At 67.3% G+C, this 18,635-nt stretch carries 16 protein-coding genes; 2 read left to right on the top strand and 14 right to left on the bottom strand.

The window, feature by feature from the left end:
* Positions 1 to 33 precede the first annotated feature (33 nt).
* The 11 genes from J4H85_RS07195 to J4H85_RS07145 form a co-directional block, all read right to left on the bottom strand.
* Positions 34 to 1,110 (bottom strand): UDP-N-acetylglucosamine--N-acetylmuramyl-(pentapeptide) pyrophosphoryl-undecaprenol N-acetylglucosamine transferase, encoded by a 1,077-nt coding sequence (locus J4H85_RS07195; RefSeq protein WP_208238284.1) that lies wholly within the window; start codon positions 1,108 to 1,110, stop codon positions 34 to 36.
* Complete coding sequence (locus tag J4H85_RS07190) at positions 1,107 to 2,318, bottom strand: FtsW/RodA/SpoVE family cell cycle protein (RefSeq protein ID WP_208238282.1); 1,212 nt, start codon at positions 2,316 to 2,318, stop codon at positions 1,107 to 1,109. The genes J4H85_RS07195 and J4H85_RS07190 overlap by 4 nt, the downstream gene beginning before the upstream one ends.
* The gene (murD, locus tag J4H85_RS07185) at positions 2,287 to 3,801 is read right to left on the bottom strand and encodes a UDP-N-acetylmuramoyl-L-alanine--D-glutamate ligase (RefSeq protein ID WP_208238280.1); all 1,515 of its coding nucleotides are present in this window, start codon (positions 3,799 to 3,801) and stop codon (positions 2,287 to 2,289) included. The genes J4H85_RS07190 and murD overlap by 32 nt, the downstream gene beginning before the upstream one ends.
* A complete protein-coding gene (gene mraY, locus J4H85_RS07180; RefSeq protein WP_208238278.1) occupies positions 3,798 to 4,883 on the bottom strand; it encodes a phospho-N-acetylmuramoyl-pentapeptide-transferase in 1,086 nt (361 codons plus the stop codon). The genes murD and mraY overlap by 4 nt, the downstream gene beginning before the upstream one ends.
* The gene (locus tag J4H85_RS07175; RefSeq protein WP_208238276.1) at positions 4,880 to 6,289 is read right to left on the bottom strand and encodes a UDP-N-acetylmuramoyl-tripeptide--D-alanyl-D-alanine ligase; all 1,410 of its coding nucleotides are present in this window, start codon (positions 6,287 to 6,289) and stop codon (positions 4,880 to 4,882) included. Before J4H85_RS07175 ends, mraY begins: the two co-directional genes overlap by 4 nt.
* Positions 6,286 to 7,833 (bottom strand): Mur ligase family protein, encoded by a 1,548-nt coding sequence (locus J4H85_RS07170; RefSeq protein WP_208238274.1) that lies wholly within the window; start codon positions 7,831 to 7,833, stop codon positions 6,286 to 6,288. Before J4H85_RS07170 ends, J4H85_RS07175 begins: the two co-directional genes overlap by 4 nt.
* A gap of 57 nt (positions 7,834 to 7,890) precedes the next feature.
* On the bottom strand, positions 7,891 to 9,687 hold the full coding sequence (locus J4H85_RS07165; RefSeq protein ID WP_208238272.1) for a peptidoglycan D,D-transpeptidase FtsI family protein: 1,797 nt from the start codon (positions 9,685 to 9,687) through the stop codon (positions 7,891 to 7,893).
* A gap of 51 nt (positions 9,688 to 9,738) precedes the next feature.
* The gene (gene ftsL, locus J4H85_RS07160; RefSeq protein WP_208238270.1) at positions 9,739 to 10,335 is read right to left on the bottom strand and encodes a cell division protein FtsL; all 597 of its coding nucleotides are present in this window, start codon (positions 10,333 to 10,335) and stop codon (positions 9,739 to 9,741) included.
* On the bottom strand, positions 10,332 to 11,300 hold the full coding sequence (gene rsmH / locus J4H85_RS07155; protein WP_208238268.1) for a 16S rRNA (cytosine(1402)-N(4))-methyltransferase RsmH: 969 nt from the start codon (positions 11,298 to 11,300) through the stop codon (positions 10,332 to 10,334). Before rsmH ends, ftsL begins: the two co-directional genes overlap by 4 nt.
* A 12-nt stretch (positions 11,301 to 11,312) precedes the next feature.
* The gene (mraZ, locus tag J4H85_RS07150) at positions 11,313 to 11,744 is read right to left on the bottom strand and encodes a division/cell wall cluster transcriptional repressor MraZ (protein WP_208238266.1); all 432 of its coding nucleotides are present in this window, start codon (positions 11,742 to 11,744) and stop codon (positions 11,313 to 11,315) included.
* Positions 11,745 to 12,338: 594 nt separating this feature from the next.
* Positions 12,339 to 12,725: a DUF3040 domain-containing protein gene (locus J4H85_RS07145; RefSeq protein ID WP_208238264.1), complete on the bottom strand. Its 387-nt coding sequence runs from the start codon at positions 12,723 to 12,725 to the stop codon at positions 12,339 to 12,341.
* Between the two features lie 73 nt (positions 12,726 to 12,798).
* On the opposite strand from J4H85_RS07145, the gene J4H85_RS07140 reads away from it, so the two are divergent.
* Entirely contained in the window at positions 12,799 to 13,914 is a 1,116-nt protein-coding gene (locus J4H85_RS07140) for a polyprenyl synthetase family protein (RefSeq protein WP_208238262.1), read from the top strand.
* A 24-nt stretch (positions 13,915 to 13,938) separates the two neighbouring features.
* Here J4H85_RS07140 and J4H85_RS07135 read toward each other — a convergent pair whose 3' ends face one another.
* A complete protein-coding gene (locus J4H85_RS07135; RefSeq protein WP_307863490.1) occupies positions 13,939 to 14,283 on the bottom strand; it encodes an Rv2175c family DNA-binding protein in 345 nt (114 codons plus the stop codon).
* Between the two features lie 132 nt (positions 14,284 to 14,415).
* Here J4H85_RS07135 and pknB point away from each other — a divergent pair, with 132 nt between their 5' ends.
* Entirely contained in the window at positions 14,416 to 16,356 is a 1,941-nt protein-coding gene (gene pknB / locus J4H85_RS07130) for a Stk1 family PASTA domain-containing Ser/Thr kinase (protein ID WP_208238259.1), read from the top strand.
* A 27-nt stretch (positions 16,357 to 16,383) separates the two neighbouring features.
* Here the strand turns inward: pknB and J4H85_RS07125 are convergent, their stop codons facing one another.
* Positions 16,384 to 17,718: a class II 3-deoxy-7-phosphoheptulonate synthase gene (locus J4H85_RS07125; protein WP_208240268.1), complete on the bottom strand. Its 1,335-nt coding sequence runs from the start codon at positions 17,716 to 17,718 to the stop codon at positions 16,384 to 16,386.
* A 147-nt stretch (positions 17,719 to 17,865) separates the two neighbouring features.
* A complete protein-coding gene (locus J4H85_RS07120) occupies positions 17,866 to 18,543 on the bottom strand; it encodes a lysophospholipid acyltransferase family protein (RefSeq protein WP_208238257.1) in 678 nt (225 codons plus the stop codon).
* Between the last annotated feature and the right edge of the window lie 92 nt (positions 18,544 to 18,635).

Here is an 18,635-nt window from a genome sequence, read left to right as displayed (position 1 = left end):
TCCAGGGTACCGCGGCGCAACCGGGCACGACGCTCAGGCAGCGCCGATTGCCTCGTCCACGAGGTGCAGGAGCTGCGCGGTCCCGTCCAGTCGACCGGCGGAGCGCGAGCGCTCCGCCATCTCGGCCAGACGCGGAGGGTCGGCGAGCAGCGGAATCAGCGTGGACCGCACCCAGTCGTCGGTGAGTTCGCCGTCCTCCACCAGGATCGCTCCTCCCGCGGACACGGTCCCCGCTGCGTTGAATCGCTGTTCGCCGTTGCCGACGGCGTATGGCACGAAGACGGCGGGAATTCCGAGCCCGGAGATCTCGCTCACCGTCGTCGATCCCGCGCGCGAGACGACCAGGTCGCACGCCGCGAATGCGAGATCCATCCGATCGCAATAGGTGATCACCGTGTAGCCGTCGACCCGCGGATCCTCGACCTCCGTGAGCCCACCCCAGACGTGCAGCACTTGAATGCCGGCCTCGACGATCTCTCCCGCGGACCGGGAGATGCCCTGGTTGATCGCCCGCGCGCCGAGCGAGCCCCCGGTGACGAGCAGCGTCGGACGGTCGGGATCCAACCCGAAATGGAGACGGGCGTCGCGCTGCACTGACTCGCGATCGAGCTGCGCGATCTCCGGTCGCAGCGGCATTCCGGTCACGCGAGCGCCGCGGATCGGCGTACCTGCGAACGTGACACCGACGTACGGCGTGCTGCGCGCACCGAGCTTGTTCGCGAGACCTGGCCGAGCGTTCGCCTCGTGAATCACCACGGGTACGCCCTCGGCACTCCCGGCGCGGTACGCGGGCGCCGAGGCATAGCCGCCGAACCCGACCACGACATCGACGCCGCGCTCACGGATGAGTGCCCGCACCGCTCCGACCGCGCGACGGAAACGCAGCGGAAAGCGGAGCGCGTCGAGGTTCGGACGACGGGGGAACGGGAGCCGCTCGATGGTGTGCAGTTCGTATCCGCGCTCGGGAACCAACCGCGCCTCCAGACCCTCCCGCGTTCCGAGCACCACGATGTCGGCATTCGGCTCGCGATCCCGGATCGAGTCGGCAAGCGCGAGCAGTGGGTTCACGTGCCCCGCGGTGCCGCCACCGGCGAGCAGATAGGTGGTCATACTGCGGATCCTCCTCGAGGAGTCGATTGCGCCGCCAGTTCGGCTTGGTACTGAGCCGTGTCACGTGCGACGGAGATCACCACACCGATCGCGAGCAGACACGCGATGAGTGCCGTGCCGCCCGAACTCAGGAGCGGAAGCGGCACGCCGAGCACGGGGAAGATGCCGATAACGACCCCGATGTTGACGAACGCCTGACCGACGATCCAGACCATGATCCCCCCGACGACCGCGCGACCGAAGCGGTCGCGCGCCCGGGCGATCACGCGAAGCATGGCGATCGCGAGCGCGATGAACAGCACGAGGATCAGCAGTGCACCGATCATGCCGAGCTCCTCACCGATGATGGCGAAGATGTAGTCGTCCTCCGCAGCGGGCAGCCACGACCACTTCGCCTTCGACCCGCCGAGCCCCACACCGAACATTCCGCCACCAGCGAGTGCCCAGAGACCGTGCAGCGGTTGCCAGTCGAGTCCGCTGTAATCCCCCCCGTCACTGCGGATGCGCGCCAATCGGTTGGGACTCGAGAGCACGAAGAAGAGGGTGGCGGCGACCGCCCCGCCCGCGATGACTCCCAGCGACTTCCAACTGGTACCGGCGAAGTACATCGCGCCGAAGACTGCGACGCCCATCACCATCGTCGTTCCCAGATCATGACCGAGCAGCACGAGACCGAGCGCGATGATGGCGCCCGGAAGAATCACGGGAATCAGCTCGTGCCGCATCTGCCCGAGCAGCGGTTCCTTACGCGCGAGAACGGTGCCGATCCAGACGATGAGAGCCAGTTTCAGCACCTCGGAGGGCTGGGCTCCGATGCCGCCGATCTGCACCCAGTTCCGATTGCCCCACACCTCCACGCCCAGCGGGGTGAACACGAGCGATTGCAGCGCCAGTCCGAGCGCGAAGAGCCACCATGCCCAGCGCTTCCAGAACGCGATGGGCATGGCCGCAGCGATGAACATCAGCGGAAGGCCGATGACCGCGTACGTGAACTGGCGCCAGAACCCGCCGAAGAAGCCCTGATCGTCGAGATACGAGGAAATAGACGAGGACGAGAGCACCATGATGAGCCCGATGCCCACCAGCAGGAAGGTGATCGAGTAGATCAGGGCGACCGTGGGGTCGGCCGCGAGCCGCATGCCCGCGAGCCGGATGCGGGCTTTGCCGCCTGCGCCGCTAGCCGAGGTCGCCGTCCGCGGACTCGTCATCCGTCTCACCTCCGCCGAGACCCCGCACGGCGTGCTGGAAGCGCCGTCCGCGGTCCGCATAGTCCGAGAATTGGTCCATCGACGCCGCCGCAGGCGACAGGAGCACGGTATCCCCCGGGCCGGCGATGCGTCGCGCCGCCGTCACGGCCGCGGACATGACCGCCCCCGCATCGGCATGGGCGATCTCCGACACCGGGACACCGGGAGCGTGCCGCTCGAGCGCTGCCAGCAGCTCCGCGCGCTCGGCCCCGATGACGACCGCACCCCGCAGGCGTCGCGCGTGCGTGCGGACGAGATCATCGATGTTGACCCCTTTCAACAGGCCGCCGACGACCCATACCACGCGCTCGAGCGCTTGCAGCGAGGCATTCGCCGCGTGCGCGTTCGTCGCCTTCGAATCGTCGATCCAGGTCACCCCCTCGATCGTTGCGACGTGCTCCGAGCGATGCGGGTCCGGGGTGAACGCGAGGACAGCGGCGGCGATCTCCGCCGGCTCGACGCCTCGGGCGCGCGCGAGCGCCGCGGCGGCGAGAATGTCCTGGACGATGTGCGGTGCCCCGAGTCCGCGGTTGCGCAACTCCTCGAGCGAGACGAGTTCGAACGCGTTGTCCCGTCGCTCGGCGTGAAAACCGCGATCGACGAGCAGTCCTTCGACGATGCCGAACCCGCTCGGCGGCGGCACATCGAGGCCGAAACTGATGGCGCGGGCGCCCTCGACGACCTCCGCCTCCTCCACCATCTGCTCGGTGGCCCGATCGGCTCGGTTGTAGACGCACGCGACCTGCGTGCCGGCGTAGACCTTTGCCTTCGCCGCCCGGTAGGCTTCCGCGCCTCCGTGCCAGTCCAGGTGGTCGTCGGCGATGTTCAGGCAGACCGATGCGTAAGGCGAGATCACGCCGAGCCGCTCGAGCTGAAAGCTCGACAGCTCGACGACGATGGCGTCGTACCCCTCCGGGTCGCGCACGGCATCAAGGATCGGGGTCCCGATATTGCCCGCCGGCGTGGCGCGCAATCCGCCGGCGACCAGCATGTGGGCCGTGAGCTGCGTCGTCGTGGTCTTTCCGTTGGTGCCGGTGATGCAGATCCAGTCGGCGATGCGGTCCGTTTTGTCCCGGAGACGCCACCCGAGTTCGATGTCGCCCCACACCACGGTGCCGCGATCGGCGGCCCACGTCGTGAGCGGGTGGTCCGGCCGATAGCCGGGCGACACCACCACGAGTTCCGGGTTGAATGCGCGCAAGTCCTCGAGTTGCGCGTCATCCCCGTCGAGCGTCGCGCGCTCGGCTCCGATCACGTCGAGCAGCCGTTCGCGGTCGGGGTCGGGCCGGCCCGAGATGACGCGCACCCTGGCGCCGAGTTCGACGAGCGTGTCGGCGACCGAGAAACCGGTCACGCCGAGCCCGAGCACGGCGACGCGCACACCGGACCAGTCGTGGTGCCAACTCGTCAGAGCGAGCACCCGCTCCCGAGCATCTGCCGTCACTGTGCCAACACCCACTCCGCATAGAAGAGACCGACGCCCGCCATCACGCAGACTCCGGCGATGATCCAGAACCGCACCACCACCGTGACCTCGGCCCAACCCTTGAGTTCGAAGTGATGATGAATGGGGCTCATCAGGAAGATACGCTTGCCCTTGGTCACCTTGAAGTAGGCGCGCTGCAGAATCACCGAGCCGACCTCGATGATGAAGAGGCCGCCGAGCAGCACGAGCAGCAATTCGGTCCGGCTGAGGATCGCGAGCGCAGCGATCGCACCGCCGAGGCCGAAGGAACCGGTGTCGCCCATGTAGATGTGCGCCGGACTCGTGTTCCACCACAGGAAGCCGATGAGTCCACCGACGAACGCCGCCGAGACCACGGCGAGATCCATGGGATCGCGCACGAGGTAGCACCCCGGTTCGGCGATGGTCGCAAAGCACCGCTGCGAGTTCTGCCAGAACCCGATCACCAGGTAGGCGCTGAAGACGAGGATCGACGCCCCGCCGGCGAGTCCGTCGAGGCCGTCGGTCAGGTTCACGCCGTTCGTGGCGGACGTCACGATCGCGATGACCCAGACGAGGAACAGCCCGATGCCCGCGACGACGCCGAGCGACATGAAGTCGATGCCGAGATCGCGGAAGAGCGAGATCTCGGTGGAGGCGGGCGTCAGTCCGAGCCGGTTCGGAAAGTTCAGCGCCAGCAAGCCGAACGCGATCGACACGACGATCGTGCCGATGATCTTCGACCAGCCGCCCAATCCGAGCGACTGCTGTTTGCGTACCTTCAGGTAGTCGTCGATGAAGCCGATCGCGGCACAACCCACCGCGAGCAGCAGGACCAGCATCGCGGAGATCGACGGCGTCTCCTGCATGAGCAGCTTGGCCCCGAAGTAGGCGACTACCGTGCCCGAGATGAAGATGAGTCCGCCCATCGTCGGGGTGCCGCGTCGCGCATGGTGCGACTGCGGTCCGTCTTCACGGATGAACTGACCCCAGCGGAGCCGACGGAAGCCGCGGATGAAGAGCGGCGTCAGGAAGAGCGAGTACAGCATCGAGATGCCGCCAGCGACGAGCAGTGCGATCATGCGAACGCCTCCCCGAGTCGGTCGCCGAGGGTACGGAGACCGGCCGCGTTCGAAGACTTGACGAGCACGGTGTCGTGAGGCTGAAGCGTGCCGGTCAGGTACGCGTACGCGTCGTCCGCATTCTCGAAGAAGACGCTCTCCCCGTCCCACGATCCTTCGTTGATCGCGCTGATGTGCAGGCGACGCGCCTCGGCACCGACCACCACCACTTCGGAGATCCCGAGCCGCACCGCTTGCAGACCGATGCGATCGTGCTCCTCCCCCGCGAACTCGCCGAGCTCGCTCATCGCCCCGAGGACCGCGATCGTACGCCCCTCGGGCTTCGCGATCTGAGCGAGCGTACGCAACGCGGCGCTCATGGAATCCGGGCTTGCGTTATAGGCATCATTGATGATGACGGTGCCGTCGCGACCGCCCATCACCTCCATGCGCCAGCGCGCGGCGACCGTGGTCGCCTCGAGCGCCTCGACGACCGCCGTGAGATCCAGTCCGAGTTCGAGCGCGACAGCTGTTGCGGCAAGGGCATTCATCACGTGATGCTCACCCAAGACGCGGAAGCTCACCTCATACGACTCTTCCCCGACCTCCAGAGTGAAGCGCGTGCCTTCGGCACTTGCGACCACGCGACTCGCACGCACGTCTGCCTCGTCGCTGAGCCCGAACCACCGCACGCGCGCACGCGTGAGCGCGGCCATCTGAGCGACTCGCGGATCGTCCCGGTTGAGCACGGCGACCGCGGCTTCGGGCAGCCCCGTCACCATTTCGCTCTTGGCGCGGAACGTCTGCTCGATCCCACCGAACTCCCCGGCGTGAGCAAGACCCACCGTCAGCACCACAGCGATGTGCGGCGGGGCCATGGCGGTCAGACGGGCGATCTCGCCCACACCGCTCGCACCCATCTCGGCGACCAGTGTCTCGGTGACAGCGGTGACCCGGAGCATGGTGAGCGGACCGCCCACCTCGTTGTTGAAGGACTTCTCCGACGCGACCGTCGGACCGAGCCGTTCGGCCATCGAGCGCACGAGGTTCTTCGTCGTCGTCTTGCCGTTCGAACCGGTGATCCCGACGATCCGCAGGCGGCCGAGTTCCGTGACACGGCGCACGACCTCCGTCGCGAGCGCACCGAGTGCGATGGTGGCGTCATCGACGACGATCTGAGCGACACGGTCGTCGACTTCGCGCTCCGCCACGATGAGTGCGGCCCCGCGGTCGATCGCCTGCCCGATGAAACGGTGACCGTCGGTCTCCTCGCCGCGTCGGGCGAAGAAGATCTCCCCGGCTTCGATGAGACGAGAATCCGTCTGCGAGATCCCGGAGACCGTGGTCGTCGGCCCCGAACCATCGGCACCCGGAACGAGTCGTCCGCCGAGTGCGTCGACGATATCGGCCAGTGTGAGTGTAATCACGAGAGCAGTCCTGCCTCGCGGAGCGCTCCGCGTACTTCTTCGCGAGCAGAGTAGGGAAGCTGCTGCCCGTCGACTTCCTGATAGTCCTCATGCCCCGGACCAGCGTACAGAATAACGTCTTCGGGCCCGGCGAGCGACACAGCCTCCCGAACGGCGGTTCGCGGGTCGGGGATCTCGATGATCTCGGCACGACCACCGGCACGCGCTCCGGCGATCAGTTGCGCGCGGATCGCCGCCGGATCCTCGGTGCGCGGGTGGTAGTCGCAGATGATGAGCACATCGGATCCTGCCGCGGCGATGCGCCCCATCTCCTCGCGCTTCGTGGTGTCCCGATCGCCATCGGCGCCGAACATGAAGATGACGCGACCCGTCGCGACCTCGTCGAGCGCGTCGAGCATGGCCGAGAAGCTCCCCGGGGTGTGCCCGTAGTCGACGTAGAAGTGCGGTCCGGTCCCTTCGGCGCTCACGCGCTCCAGGCGTCCGGGGATGTACACGGGGATGAGTCCGCGATCGAGTCCCGCGGCGACGCGCTCGATGGAGATGCCCGCCTCGTGCAGCATGATGAGTGCGAGTGCGGCGTTCTCCGCCATGAAGCGGCCGAAGACGGGGACGCGCCCGGTGAAGCGAACGCTCTCGGGTCCCTGCAAGACGAAGGAGACGCCGTCGAGATCCTGTCGCGTGACGGCCATGTGCCAATCGGCCTCGTGACCGTACTCCGTCGCGAGCGTGACGATGGGGATCCGCGACTCCCGCGCCATGCGGACGCCGTGCGGCGAATCGACGACGACCACTCCGCGCTGCGCGTGGCCGGGAGTGAACAGCTGCTGCTTCGCGGCGAAGTAGGTCTCGAGATCGCCGAAGTCGTCGAGGTGATCCTGTGAGAAATTGTTGAAGGCGACCACATCGAACGTGACACCATCGATCCGTCGTCGCGCCGTGGCGTGCGCCGAGACCTCGAGAGAGACCGCTTCGACACCCTCCTCCGACATCCGCGCGAGCAGACCGTGCAGCTCGGGGCTCTCCGGGCTCGTCAGCGTACTCGTGACGACGGAGTCGCCCACTCTGCGCTCGGCCGTCGAGCTCAGTCCGGTCTTCAGACCTGCGGCGCGGAGCAGCACATCGAGCAGGTAGACGACGCTCGTCTTGCCGTTCGTGCCGGTGACGCCGAACGTGAGCGCGGAGAAATCGTCGGTGCCGAAGACGAACGCCGCTACCTCCCCCAGAATCTCCCGGACGGGATCGTTCGTGACCAGCACCGGAAGATCCGCATCGGCGGCGATCTCGGCCCCGGCGGCGTCGGTGAGCAGGGCGACCGCTCCGCTCTCCCGCGCGCGCTCCGCGAACTCCGCTCCGTGGCGACGCGCTCCGGGCACACCGACGTACAGGTCGCCGGCCACGACATCGCGGGTACTCAACGCCACGCCCGTGGCCTCACGCCCCGAGAACTCATCGGCGCTCACCAGCGCGAACCGCTCCGCCACACGCTCGAGCGGTACGGCACGAGGCCGCCTCGGGCGAATGCCAGGGGCTGGGTCGGTGCTCACTTCGGGGTCCTCCAGGGGTGTTCGGTGTCTGATGTTCGTCGATCGGTGGCGCGCGGCCTAGTAGTTCACCGGGAGCGGATCGTACTTTCCCGTGGACGGCGGAATGTGGAAGGTGCGGATCGTCGCCTCCGCCGCCTGCCGGAACGCCGCCGTCGCGGCGAGACCGCCGTTCTCCGGATTGGCGGGGAACGCGACCGACGCGACGGCCACGTACTGCGGGTCGTCGGCGGGGAAGATCCCGGCGAAGCTGCTCACGTAGTCCGACCGGTAGCCGCCCTGCCCGTCCGACTGCTCTGCGGTTCCCGTCTTCCCGGCGATGCGGTAGCCCGGAATCGAGACGTGATCCTTCACCCAGGACTCGTTCGCCACTGACTCGAGCACCTGCATCATGGTACCCGCGGTCTCACCGGAGATCGCCTGAACGGGGTCCCCGTGATCCGGTTTCGTGACCGTGCCATCGGGCTGAGTGCAGCTCTCGACGAGCGTGGGCGGTACCCGCTCTCCCCCGTTCGCGATGGCCTGGTAGATGCCAGCGGTCTGCACGATCGTCGAGGAGACGCCCTGACCGAAGCGGATGTTGTATGACGTCTGCCGATCCCACTGGTCTGCGGGGAACAGCATGCCCGAGTCCTCGAGCGGCATTCCCGCCTGCGTCGACTCCCCGATGCCGAACTTGGTGATGTAGTCGTGGAGCGTGCCCGAGTCCATCCGATCCCCGAGCATCGAAATGCCCACGTTCGAGGAGTTGACCATGATGCCGTTCAGCGTCCATCGCTCTTCGCCGTGCGCCACCGCGTCACCGAAACGAACGCCCGGCTCCGGCTCCCACTGACCCGGCGTGAGCTGCTGGGTCGTCGGATCGGCGAGCCCCTGGTCGATGAGTGCAGCCGCGGTCACGGCTTTGAACGTCGATCCGGGCTCGTACGGGGAAACGAACGATCGCGACTCGCGCTTCGCGGGATCCGATCCGGAGACATCGTTCGGATCGACCGATCCGTCCTCGGCCACAGCGACGAGCTCGCCGGTCTTGACGTCCATGATGACGAGATAGCCCCACTCCGCGGCGACGTCCTCGACCTGCTCGTTGATGATCTGCTGCGCCTGCCAGTTGAGATCGCGATCGATGCTGAGCTTGACGTCGCCGCCGTCCTCGGCCTGCTCCGTCACGACGACGCTTCCCGGAAGCGGAACGCCGTCCTCGCTGCGCTCGTACTCCTCCTGGCCGTCCTTGCCGGTCAGGCACGCGTCCTGCGAGAGTTCAACGCCCGACTGCGGCTCCTCGCCGTAACCCGAGAACCCGATCAGGTTGCCGGCGACCGCGCCGTTCGGGAAGCTCCGCTCGTGGTGGCTCTCGAACGTCAGCCAGGGAATCATGAGTTCCTTGAGACGATTCAGTTGCGTGAGATCCACCGAGCGGGTGACGTAGGCGAAGTCCGAATCGGGATCGGCGGCCAGAGCGTCGTCCACGATCTCTGCGATCTCGTCGGCGGACTGCCCGGTGATCTCGCCGATCTCGGCGTACGCCTCCGCGTTCGTCACTTCGACGGTGCCGATCCCGCCGCCGACCTCCTGGCGGTAGAACTTGCCGCCATTGATGCGGGTGTTCTTCGGGGAGAGCTGCACATCGTACAGTTCATCCGTGCTCGCGAGCACGCTGTCGTTGCGGTCCACGATGTCGCCGCGGACGCTGGGGATGGTGACGGGCACCGCACGCTTGTCACGCGCATCGGCGTTCAACGCGGAAGCGGAGACGAGCTGCACATCGGCGAGACGGATGACGAAGAGGATCGCGACCGCGAAGATCGCCACCAGCGCGAGCAGACGTCGACCGCGGGGAAGCCGCAGCGATCGCATTATTCGTACCTCATCACTGGGTGCGCTCCTCGTTCGTTCGTTCGTATCCGCTCAGCGGGTGGACGGTGCCGGCAGTTTCCCCTCCCAAGGTACCGGCGGCTCCTGCGATGCGGCCGCAGCCCCACCGGCCTGTCCTGAACCTCGGTCCACGAGCAGACCATCGGCGTCGACGACCGGCATGTTCTCCAGCGTGGCGTTCGGGATCAGGTTGTCCGCCGCTTCCGTGGTCGGAGACTCGAGATCGCCGAGGACGGCGCCGTCGCTCAGCCGCAGGGATGCCGGATGCGAGTTCTGGACCATCCCGAGCGCCGCGGCGTTCTCCGCGAGGTTCTGCGGCGAGGACAGCTTCTCCACGTTCTGCTGCAGCACGCGCTCGACGCGCATGAGGTCGCGCTGCTCGATCTCGAGTGCCCGCGTCTCGTACGCGCCCTGCGACACCATGATGCTCAAGCCGAGCTGAACGCCCAGAATCGTGAGCACCACGCCCACCGCGGTGAGCGCACCGATCAACGGACTCAACGCGGCGCGGCGCGGCCGTTTCGCTGGCGCTCCCGCGAGCGAGAGATGGCGTTCGCGCGGCGTCTGCGGCGCAGGTGATGCCGCGGCGTCGCGCAGCGTTCCACGGTTCCAGGGAACAGTGCTCGTCACGATGTCTCCCTGATGCGTTCTGCGGCACGCAGGCGAACCGGAATCGCCCGCGGATTGGTCTCGCGCTCCGCCGCCGATGCCTGCTCGGCACCCCTGGTCAGCAGTCGAAGCTCGGGTTTGTGCTCAGGCAGCTCGACCGGAAGTCCGGCCGGGGCGGTCGAGCGGCTCCGGGTCGCCAGCGCACGCTTCACGATGCGATCCTCGAGCGACTGGTACGACATCGCCACGAGACGTCCCCCCACCCTCAGCGCGTCGAGTGCTGCAGGAATCGCACGCTCGAGCACCGTGAGCTCGGCGTTCACCTCGACCCTGAGGGCCTGGAACACTCGCTTCGCCGGGTGACGCTGATCACGGACCGCAGCAGGCGTCGCCTGCTGGAGCACCTCGACCAGTTGTCCGCTGCGCTCGATCGGCGCCTCCTGGCGTGCGGCGATGATCGCGCGCGCGTATCGGCCGGCGAGCGGCTCCTCACCGAAGCGCTCGAAGATCGCCCGCAGACGTCCTTCCGGCGCGGTGGCGATGACCGCTGCCGCCGTTTCACCGGCGCTCTGGTCCATCCGCATGTCGAGCGGTGCGTCCTGCGCATACGCGAAGCCGCGCTCGGCCTCGTCGAGCTGCAGGGAGGACACCCCCAGATCGAACAGTGCACCGTCGATCGCCGAGAACCCGCGTTCGTCGACCACCTCGGCGAGCTCGTCGTACACGGCGTGCACCAGGACAGCGCGGTCCCCGAACCGACGCAGGCGTCTGCCGGCGATGTCGAGCGCCTCGGGATCGCGGTCGAGACCGATGAGCGTCGCTTCGGGGAACGTCTCGAGCAGGCGCTCGGAATGGCCGCCCATGCCGAGTGTCGCATCGACGACCAGTGCGCCCGGTCGCTCAAGGGCGGGCGCAAGCAGTTCGATGCAGCGGTCGAGCAGCACCGGGGTGTGTAGGCTTCCGGGGTCTCTGGTGTCTTCGCTCATGACATCTCCGGGCTAGAACATGCCCGGAATCACCTCCTCCTCGACTGCTGAGAAGGCGCTCTCCTGCTCGGTCAGATACTCCTGCCAGGCTTCGGCGTCCCAGATCTCGGCGCGCGTGCCCGCCCCGATGACGGCGAGCTCCCGGCCGAGGCCGGCGTACTCGCGCAGCGCCGAAGGAATGGTGACCCGGCTCTGCTTATCCGGTGTCTCGGCGTGCGCTCCGGAGAGGAACACGCGCAGGTAATCACGACCCTGTTTCGAGGTGATCGGTGCCTGCCGGATGCGATCGTGCATCTCGGAGAACTCGTGCTCGCTGAAGACGTAGAGGCAGCGTTCCTGACCTCGGGTGATGACCAGTCCCTCCGCGAGCTCGTCGCGGAACTTCGCGGGCAGGATCAGGCGGCCCTTGTCGTCGAGCTTGGGTGTGAAGGTGCCGAGGAACACGGATCACCTCCCCCACGCGTCGGACCAATGACGCCACTTTACTCCACTTTCCTCCACATCACCCACCCAGGTGGAAAAAATTCTCCACTCGTCTCCCGAACACGCGCGATCGGGCTCCTCGGCCCGCGGAATCACGCGGAAGATGTGCGGTGGAGCGAAGTGGAGTCGCGCGAGCCGGCCACGCGGCGACCGCGCGCCACGCCCCCACCTCTAGCCGCTTCTCCCGCCTCCACCCGCCTGTCCCGCGACTCCCGCCTCCACTCGCCTGTCCCGCGGCGCCCGCGGCGCCCGCGCCCTGCGCAATCCACCCGTCGTCGAGATTGCGCAAAGTCGCCTTTCACACCCCGTGAAGCGAGATTGCGGGAAATCTCGGTGATGCACCGTCGCGGGGGTGGGGGGTGGATGGGTGGAGTCCGGGGCGGGGCACCCGGAAGGCGCGGGCCGGCGCCGGACGGAGTCCGGCGCCGGCGGCACAGGTGGAGCGATGTGGAGGGCACCGCGGGTGGACCCCGCTATGAGCGCCGCGACACGAACAGGGCCGAGACACGAAAAAAGGGTCGTGACCGAAGTCACGACCCTGAACCCGAGCGAGGCTTAGCGCTCGCCTCCCATGCGCTGATCCCATCGGCGCTGCATGCGATCGTTCATGCTTTCCTTCGCGGTGGGAGACCCTCCGGAGGGTTGCGGCCGACTCCGCCTGACCTCTTCCGGGGCCGCAGGCGAGGAATCGCGGCGGAACATCAGCACCACGCCTGCGAGCATCACGCCGAAACCGATCACGCCGAGCCAGGGCAGCTGCGTCGCGACCGCGGCGACCAGCACGCCGAGCCCGGCGAGCACGACCACGATCCCGATGACCAGGAAGCGGTAGCTGATCGACCCGCGCGTCACGGTCGACGTCTGCACGACGTCGGACTCGCTCTGGTAGAAGCTCCGCTCCATCTCTTCGAGAAGACGCTGCTCGTTCTCAGACAGTGCCATGGCGACCTCCTCGATGGAACCGACTCGTGAATGATTCCATTCTACGGCGACACTGCGCCGCTAAGCTAGTTGCGTGCAGGAAACGACGCGACTCGCAGGGCTTATTCAGGGGCGAATCGCCGAGCGACTGGCGGAGCATCGTTCCGCCATCGACCCGCTCGGCCCGGACGCCCTCCCACTGATCGATGAAGCGACGCGCTTCCTCACCGGCGGGAAGCGATTGCGAGCGCTGTTCGCGGTGCTCGGGTACCGGTCGGTCCGGCCGCTCCAATTCGGTGAGCAGGTGCCGATCGACGCGAGTGATCCGGCGTCACGACTGCTCGACGTCGCTGTGGCGCTGGAATTCTTCCACGCGGCGGCACTGATTCACGACGACATCGTCGACCGGTCGGAGACGCGACGCGGCGGCCCCGCCACTCACCGGGTCTTCACGAGGATCCATCGGGACGCCGGCTGGCGCGGCACCCCAGAGCACTTCGGCACGGCCGGCGCGATCCTGCTCGGCGACCTGCTGCAATCGTGGGCGGACGAGCTGCTGCAGTCTTCGTGCGATGCGCTGGAGGACCGCGCGGCCGCGCGTGCGACGCGCGCGCACTTCAACCGCATGCGCACGGAAGTCGCGGTCGGGCAGTACCTCGATGTGCTCGAGGAGCAGCAGGCAGAGTTCGCTCCGCACGAGGAGCAGCTCGAACGTTCGACGCGTCTGCTCGTCTACAAATCGGCGAAGTACAGCGTCGAAGCCCCGCTGCTCATCGGGGCCGCGCTCGCCGGGGCCAGCCCCGACCAGGAGTCAGCGCTCGCGGAGTTCGGCCTCCCGGTGGGCGTCGCGTTCCAGTTGCGCGACGACCTGCTCGGCGTCTTCGGAGACGAGGCGATCACGGGCAAGCCGACCGGGGACGATCTCACCGAGGGCAAGCGCACGATTCTCGTGGCACTGTCGCGGCAGGAGCTTCCCGGCAGCCAGCGCTCCGTCTTCGATGACCTCCACGGGAGAGCCGATCTCGAAGCGGAGAGCATCACGCTGCTGCAGCAGACGATTCGCGAGAGCGGTGCCGTCGATCAGGTCGAGCAGATGATCGGCAGGAACGTCGAACTGGCGACCAAGGGGATCACCGAGGCCCCGCTCGCGAAGGACGCCGTGGCCGATCTCGTGGCACTTGCCGAGCGAGCAGCTCGTCGGTCGTTCTGACGGCGCGCCCGCCCGCGGGTTCGCTCAGAACAGGGACTGAGCGGCGCGACGAACGGCGCTCTTGTTCCCCGAGAGCAGCACGTCGATCGGCCGTGCGCGGAGCTCATCGTTGTCCGACAGCAGCCATGCGACCTGCTCCTCCTCGGAGTAGCCGGCGTCGGCGAGCAGGATCAGCGTTCCCCGGAGCGCGGGAAGCGGCTGCGCATCGCGAACGAACTCCGCGGGTACGCGCAGCACGCCATCGATGCGGACCGCGGCGAGATGCCGTTCCTCAATGAGTCGACGGACTTTGCCAGGTGAAATATCGAACAGCTCGACGAGGTCGGGAATCGCCAGAAACTCGCCGCTGAACGGGGATGCGTCTACCACGCTCCCACTTTGCCAGCCGGTTCGCTGCTCCGCAACACGAACCCGCTGCGACGCGCCCGCTCCCCGCCGCGTCTTTGGCATGCTTCGGCGTGCGCTCATGGACTCGCAGCCGGCCTTCCGTAGACTCTCCACGTGACTTCCGCCCCCGCCGATCCGTTGATCGGGCAGACCCTCGACGGGCGATACGTGCTGCGTTCTCGCATCGCCCGCGGCGGGATGGCGGTCGTGTACCTCGCGAGCGACCTCCGGCTGGAACGTCGAGTCGCGGTGAAGATGATGCACGATCACCTGACTGACGACGAGAATTTCACCCGTCGATTCGAGCAGGAGGCGCGCAGCGCGGCTCGACTCTCGCATCCGAACGTCGTCAATGTCTTCGATCAGGGGCATGACGCGGGGCGACCGTATCTGGTCATGGAGTACCTGCCGGGGATCACGCTGCGCGATCTCCTCAAGCAGCAGCAGCGGCTGACGGGCGACCAGTCGCTCGAGATCGCCGAGGCGACGCTCTCAGGACTCGCTGCCGCGCATCGCGCGGGGATCGTCCACCGAGACCTCAAACCCGAGAACGTGCTGCTCGCCGATGACGGCCGCATCAAGATCGGCGACTTCGGACTCGCGCGCGCCGCCGGCGCCAACACCACGACCGGTCAGGCCCTCCTGGGCACGATCGCCTATCTGTCCCCCGAGCTCGTCACGCGCGGCATCGCCGATGCCCGCAGCGATGTCTACGCGTTCGGCATCATGCTCTTCGAGATGCTGACCGGAGCGCAGCCGTTCCGCGGCGAGCAGCCGATGCAGATCGCCTATCAGCACGCGCACTCCGACGTGCCGGCACCGTCGACCGAGTCCAGTGAGGCCACGCCCGAGCTCGACGAGCTCGTGCGATGGACGACGCAGCGGGATCCGGACACGCGACCGAGAGATGCCGGTGTCGTCCTGGACCAGCTGCACCGCATTCGGGATCCCGACGGCGCTCCGCTCGGCGCCACGCGCGTGTTGCCGGTCAACGAGTTCGAGGAGCCGGGAGTCACCGCTGCGACGACGGTGCTCGGGGGTGGGACGGCCGCACGACCGGCGCCGGATCTCCGCGAATCCATCGCCCCCGCACCCGGGCCGCATCCGTCCGGCCCGATCGACGCCGCGGGGACCGCGGCCGACCGTCGCATGCGCCGGGGCAGACTCGCAGCGTTGCTCGTTCTCGTCGCGACCGCCGCGATCGGCTCGACCGCGTGGTGGTTCGGGCAGGGGCCCGGCGCACGCGTGACGATTCCCGATGTGTCCGGTCAGGAGATCGCCGAGGTCGAGCAGACCTTCACGGACCTCCACATCGCTCCGGATTTCTTCGAGTGCTCCAGTGTGGATGTGGCGGCCGGCCTTGCCGTATCGACCGATCCCGAGCCCGGTGCGCGCGTGGACCGCGAATCGACCGTTCGCGTCTGCCAGTCCACCGGGCCCGAGATGCTCCCGGTACCGACGCTCGTCGGGTCGACGGAACCTGATGCCGAGCGGGCCATCGCCGACGCTGGCTTCACGGTCGGAGAAGTGAGCGAGGAGCGCTTCGACGACTCCGATGCGGGGACCGTACTCGCCGCTCTCGACGAGAACGGTGAAGGTCTCGGCGACGCCTACGCCGAGCAGGGAGTGGTCGATCTCGTGATCTCGGCGGGTCCGCTGCCGAACGTCGGCGGGATGAGCGTCGATGACGCGACGGCCACCCTCACGAGCGCCGGACTGTCTGCGGACGGACCGCGCGGCGAGGCGTACTCGGACGAGGTCGACGAGGGCGGGGTGATTCGGCTCCTGCCGCAGTCGGAGACGGTGCGCTCCGGGGACGCCGTGGGACTCGAGATCTCGCTCGGACCCGAGCGCTTCCCCGTTCCGGACGTTTCCGATGCCGACAACGTCGAGGACGCCATGAAGATTCTGCGCGACGCCGGTTTCGAGCCGAAGATCAAGGGCCTCGGGGCGATCCCGGAGCGCCTGCTCGGGCGCTTGAGCTTCGACCGGGTCGATCCGGAACCGGGCACCGAACTGCCGAAGGGCTCCGGGGTCGAGATCATCATCGGCTGAACCGCGGATCTCGACCCCGGACCGCCGCTACGCGGTGGCGCGCTTCAGCTCCTCCGCGACGCGGAACGCGAGTTCGAGCGACTGCATGTGGTTGAGTCGCGGATCGCAGAGCGACTCGTAGCGCGTCTCGAGGGTCGCCTCATCGATGTTCTCGGACCCGCCCAGGCACTCGGTGACGTCATCGCCGGTCAGTTCGACGTGGATACCACCGGGGATGGTGCCGATGGAGCGGTGCGCCTCGAAGAATCCGAGCAACTCGTCCATGACGTCGTCGAATCGACGCGTCTTGAAACCGGTCGCGGTGGTGATCCCGTTGCCGTGCATCGGATCGGTCACCCACAGCGGTTGCGCTCCCTCCGCGCGGACACCCTCGAGGATGGGGGGCAACGCGTCGCGGATCTTGCCGGCTCCCATGCGCGTGATGAAGGTCAGTCGGCCCGGCTCGCGCTCCGGATCCAGCTTGTCGATGAGACGCATGGCGTCGTCCGCTGTGGTCGTCGGGCCGAGCTTCACGCCGATCGGGTTGCGCACGTGCGAGAGGAACTCGACGTGCGCGCCGTCGATGTCGCGAGTGCGCTCCCCGATCCAGAGGAAGTGTCCCGACGTATCGTAGGCCTCCCCCGTTCGGGAGTCGATGCGCACGAGCGGGCGCTCGTAATCGAGCAGCAGCGCCTCATGACTGACGTAGAACTCCGTCTGCTTGAGGGCGGTGTGATCGACGCCGCACGCATCCATGAAACGGAGCGCACGATCGATCTCGCCGGCGAGCGACTCGTACCGCTGGTTCGCCGGATTCGAGACGAACCCCTTGTTCCACTCGTGCACCTGTCGGAGGTCGGCGAACCCGCCCTGGGTGAAGGCACGAATCAGATTCAGCGTGGAGGCCGAGACGTGGTACCCGCGCACCAGACGCGACGGATCGGCTTCGCGCGACTGCGGCGTGAAGTCGTACCCGTTGACGATGTCGCCGCGGTACGCCGGAAGCGTCACGCCCTCACGGGTCTCCGTGTTGCTCGAGCGCGGTTTCGCGAACTGCCCGGCCATGCGGCCGACCTTGATGACGGGCATGGATGCACCGTAGGTAAGGACGACCGCCATCTGCAGGAGGGTCTTCACGCGGTCGCGGATCTTGTCCGCGGTCGCCGCGGCGAATGTCTCGGCGCAGTCGCCGCCCTGCAGCAGGAACCCTTCCCCGCGTGAGGCGGCGGCCAACCGCTCGCGCAGCAAGTCCACTTCGCCGGCGAACACGAGCGGGGGCTGCGACGCGAGATCGGCTCGCGCAGCGGAGACGGCTCCGGGGTCTGACCAGGTGGGCTGCTGCTTCGCCTCGAGCGACTGATACGCGTCGAGGCTCTTCAGAATGTCCTCTGCTGCGCGTCGATTCGTCTGGCCCACTGGTGACTCCTTGAGTGAATGATGTACTGGCGTCGCAGCTGGCACGCCGCAACCGTACCAGCGTACTTCACTTCGGTGGCGTCGCGCTGATGCGGTCGGTCCCGACGCGCGCGGTCATGCCTGCGCGGCTCGCACGCTCGAGGCGTACACGTCGACATAGTCCTGATCACTGAGACGCTGAATCTCGAGCATGATCTCGTCGGTGACGCTGCGCAGCACGAAGCGGTCGGTGCTCATCCCCGAGAAGCGGGAGAAATCGAGCGGCTTCCCGATGACGGTGCCGATCCGGCGGATCTTCGGAATCTTCGCGCCGATCGGCATCGCCTTCTCGGTGTCGATCATCACGACGGGGACGACTGCGGCACCCGATTCGATGACGAGCCGCGCGACGCCCGTGCGACCGCGGTAGAGACGAGCGTCCGGACTTCGTGTGCCCTCCGGGTAGATGCCGAGCACGTCACCGCGATCCAGCACGGCGAGGCCCGTATTGAGCGAGGCTTCGGAGGCTTTCCCGCCTGAGCGGTCGATCGGCAACTGCCCCACGGAGAGCATGAAGTTCTTCACGATCCAGCCCTTCAGGCCCTTGCCACTGAAGTATTCACTCTTCGCCAGAAAGTAGACCCGACGGTCGACCATCAACGGCATGAAGAAGGAATCGATCACCGAGAGGTGGTTGCCGACGATGATCACTGGACCGCTGGACGGCATGTTCTCGGCACCCTCGACCCACGGACGATACAGCGTCTTCAAGAAGGGACCGAAGACGAGATGCTTGAAAATCCAGTACAACAACGAGAACCGCCCTTCGACCTGTGACAGCCTACCCGAGCCGCCGCCCCCTGGCGAGCATGCGATGAACGGTGCATATAGGGTTGAGGGAACGC

It is taken from the genome of Leucobacter tardus (assembly GCF_017583045.1).
Lineage (GTDB): Bacteria > Actinomycetota > Actinomycetes > Actinomycetales > Microbacteriaceae > Leucobacter > Leucobacter tardus.
The sequence above is the reverse complement of the archived record's forward strand: the minus strand, read 5'-3'. Positions and strand labels throughout refer to the sequence as shown.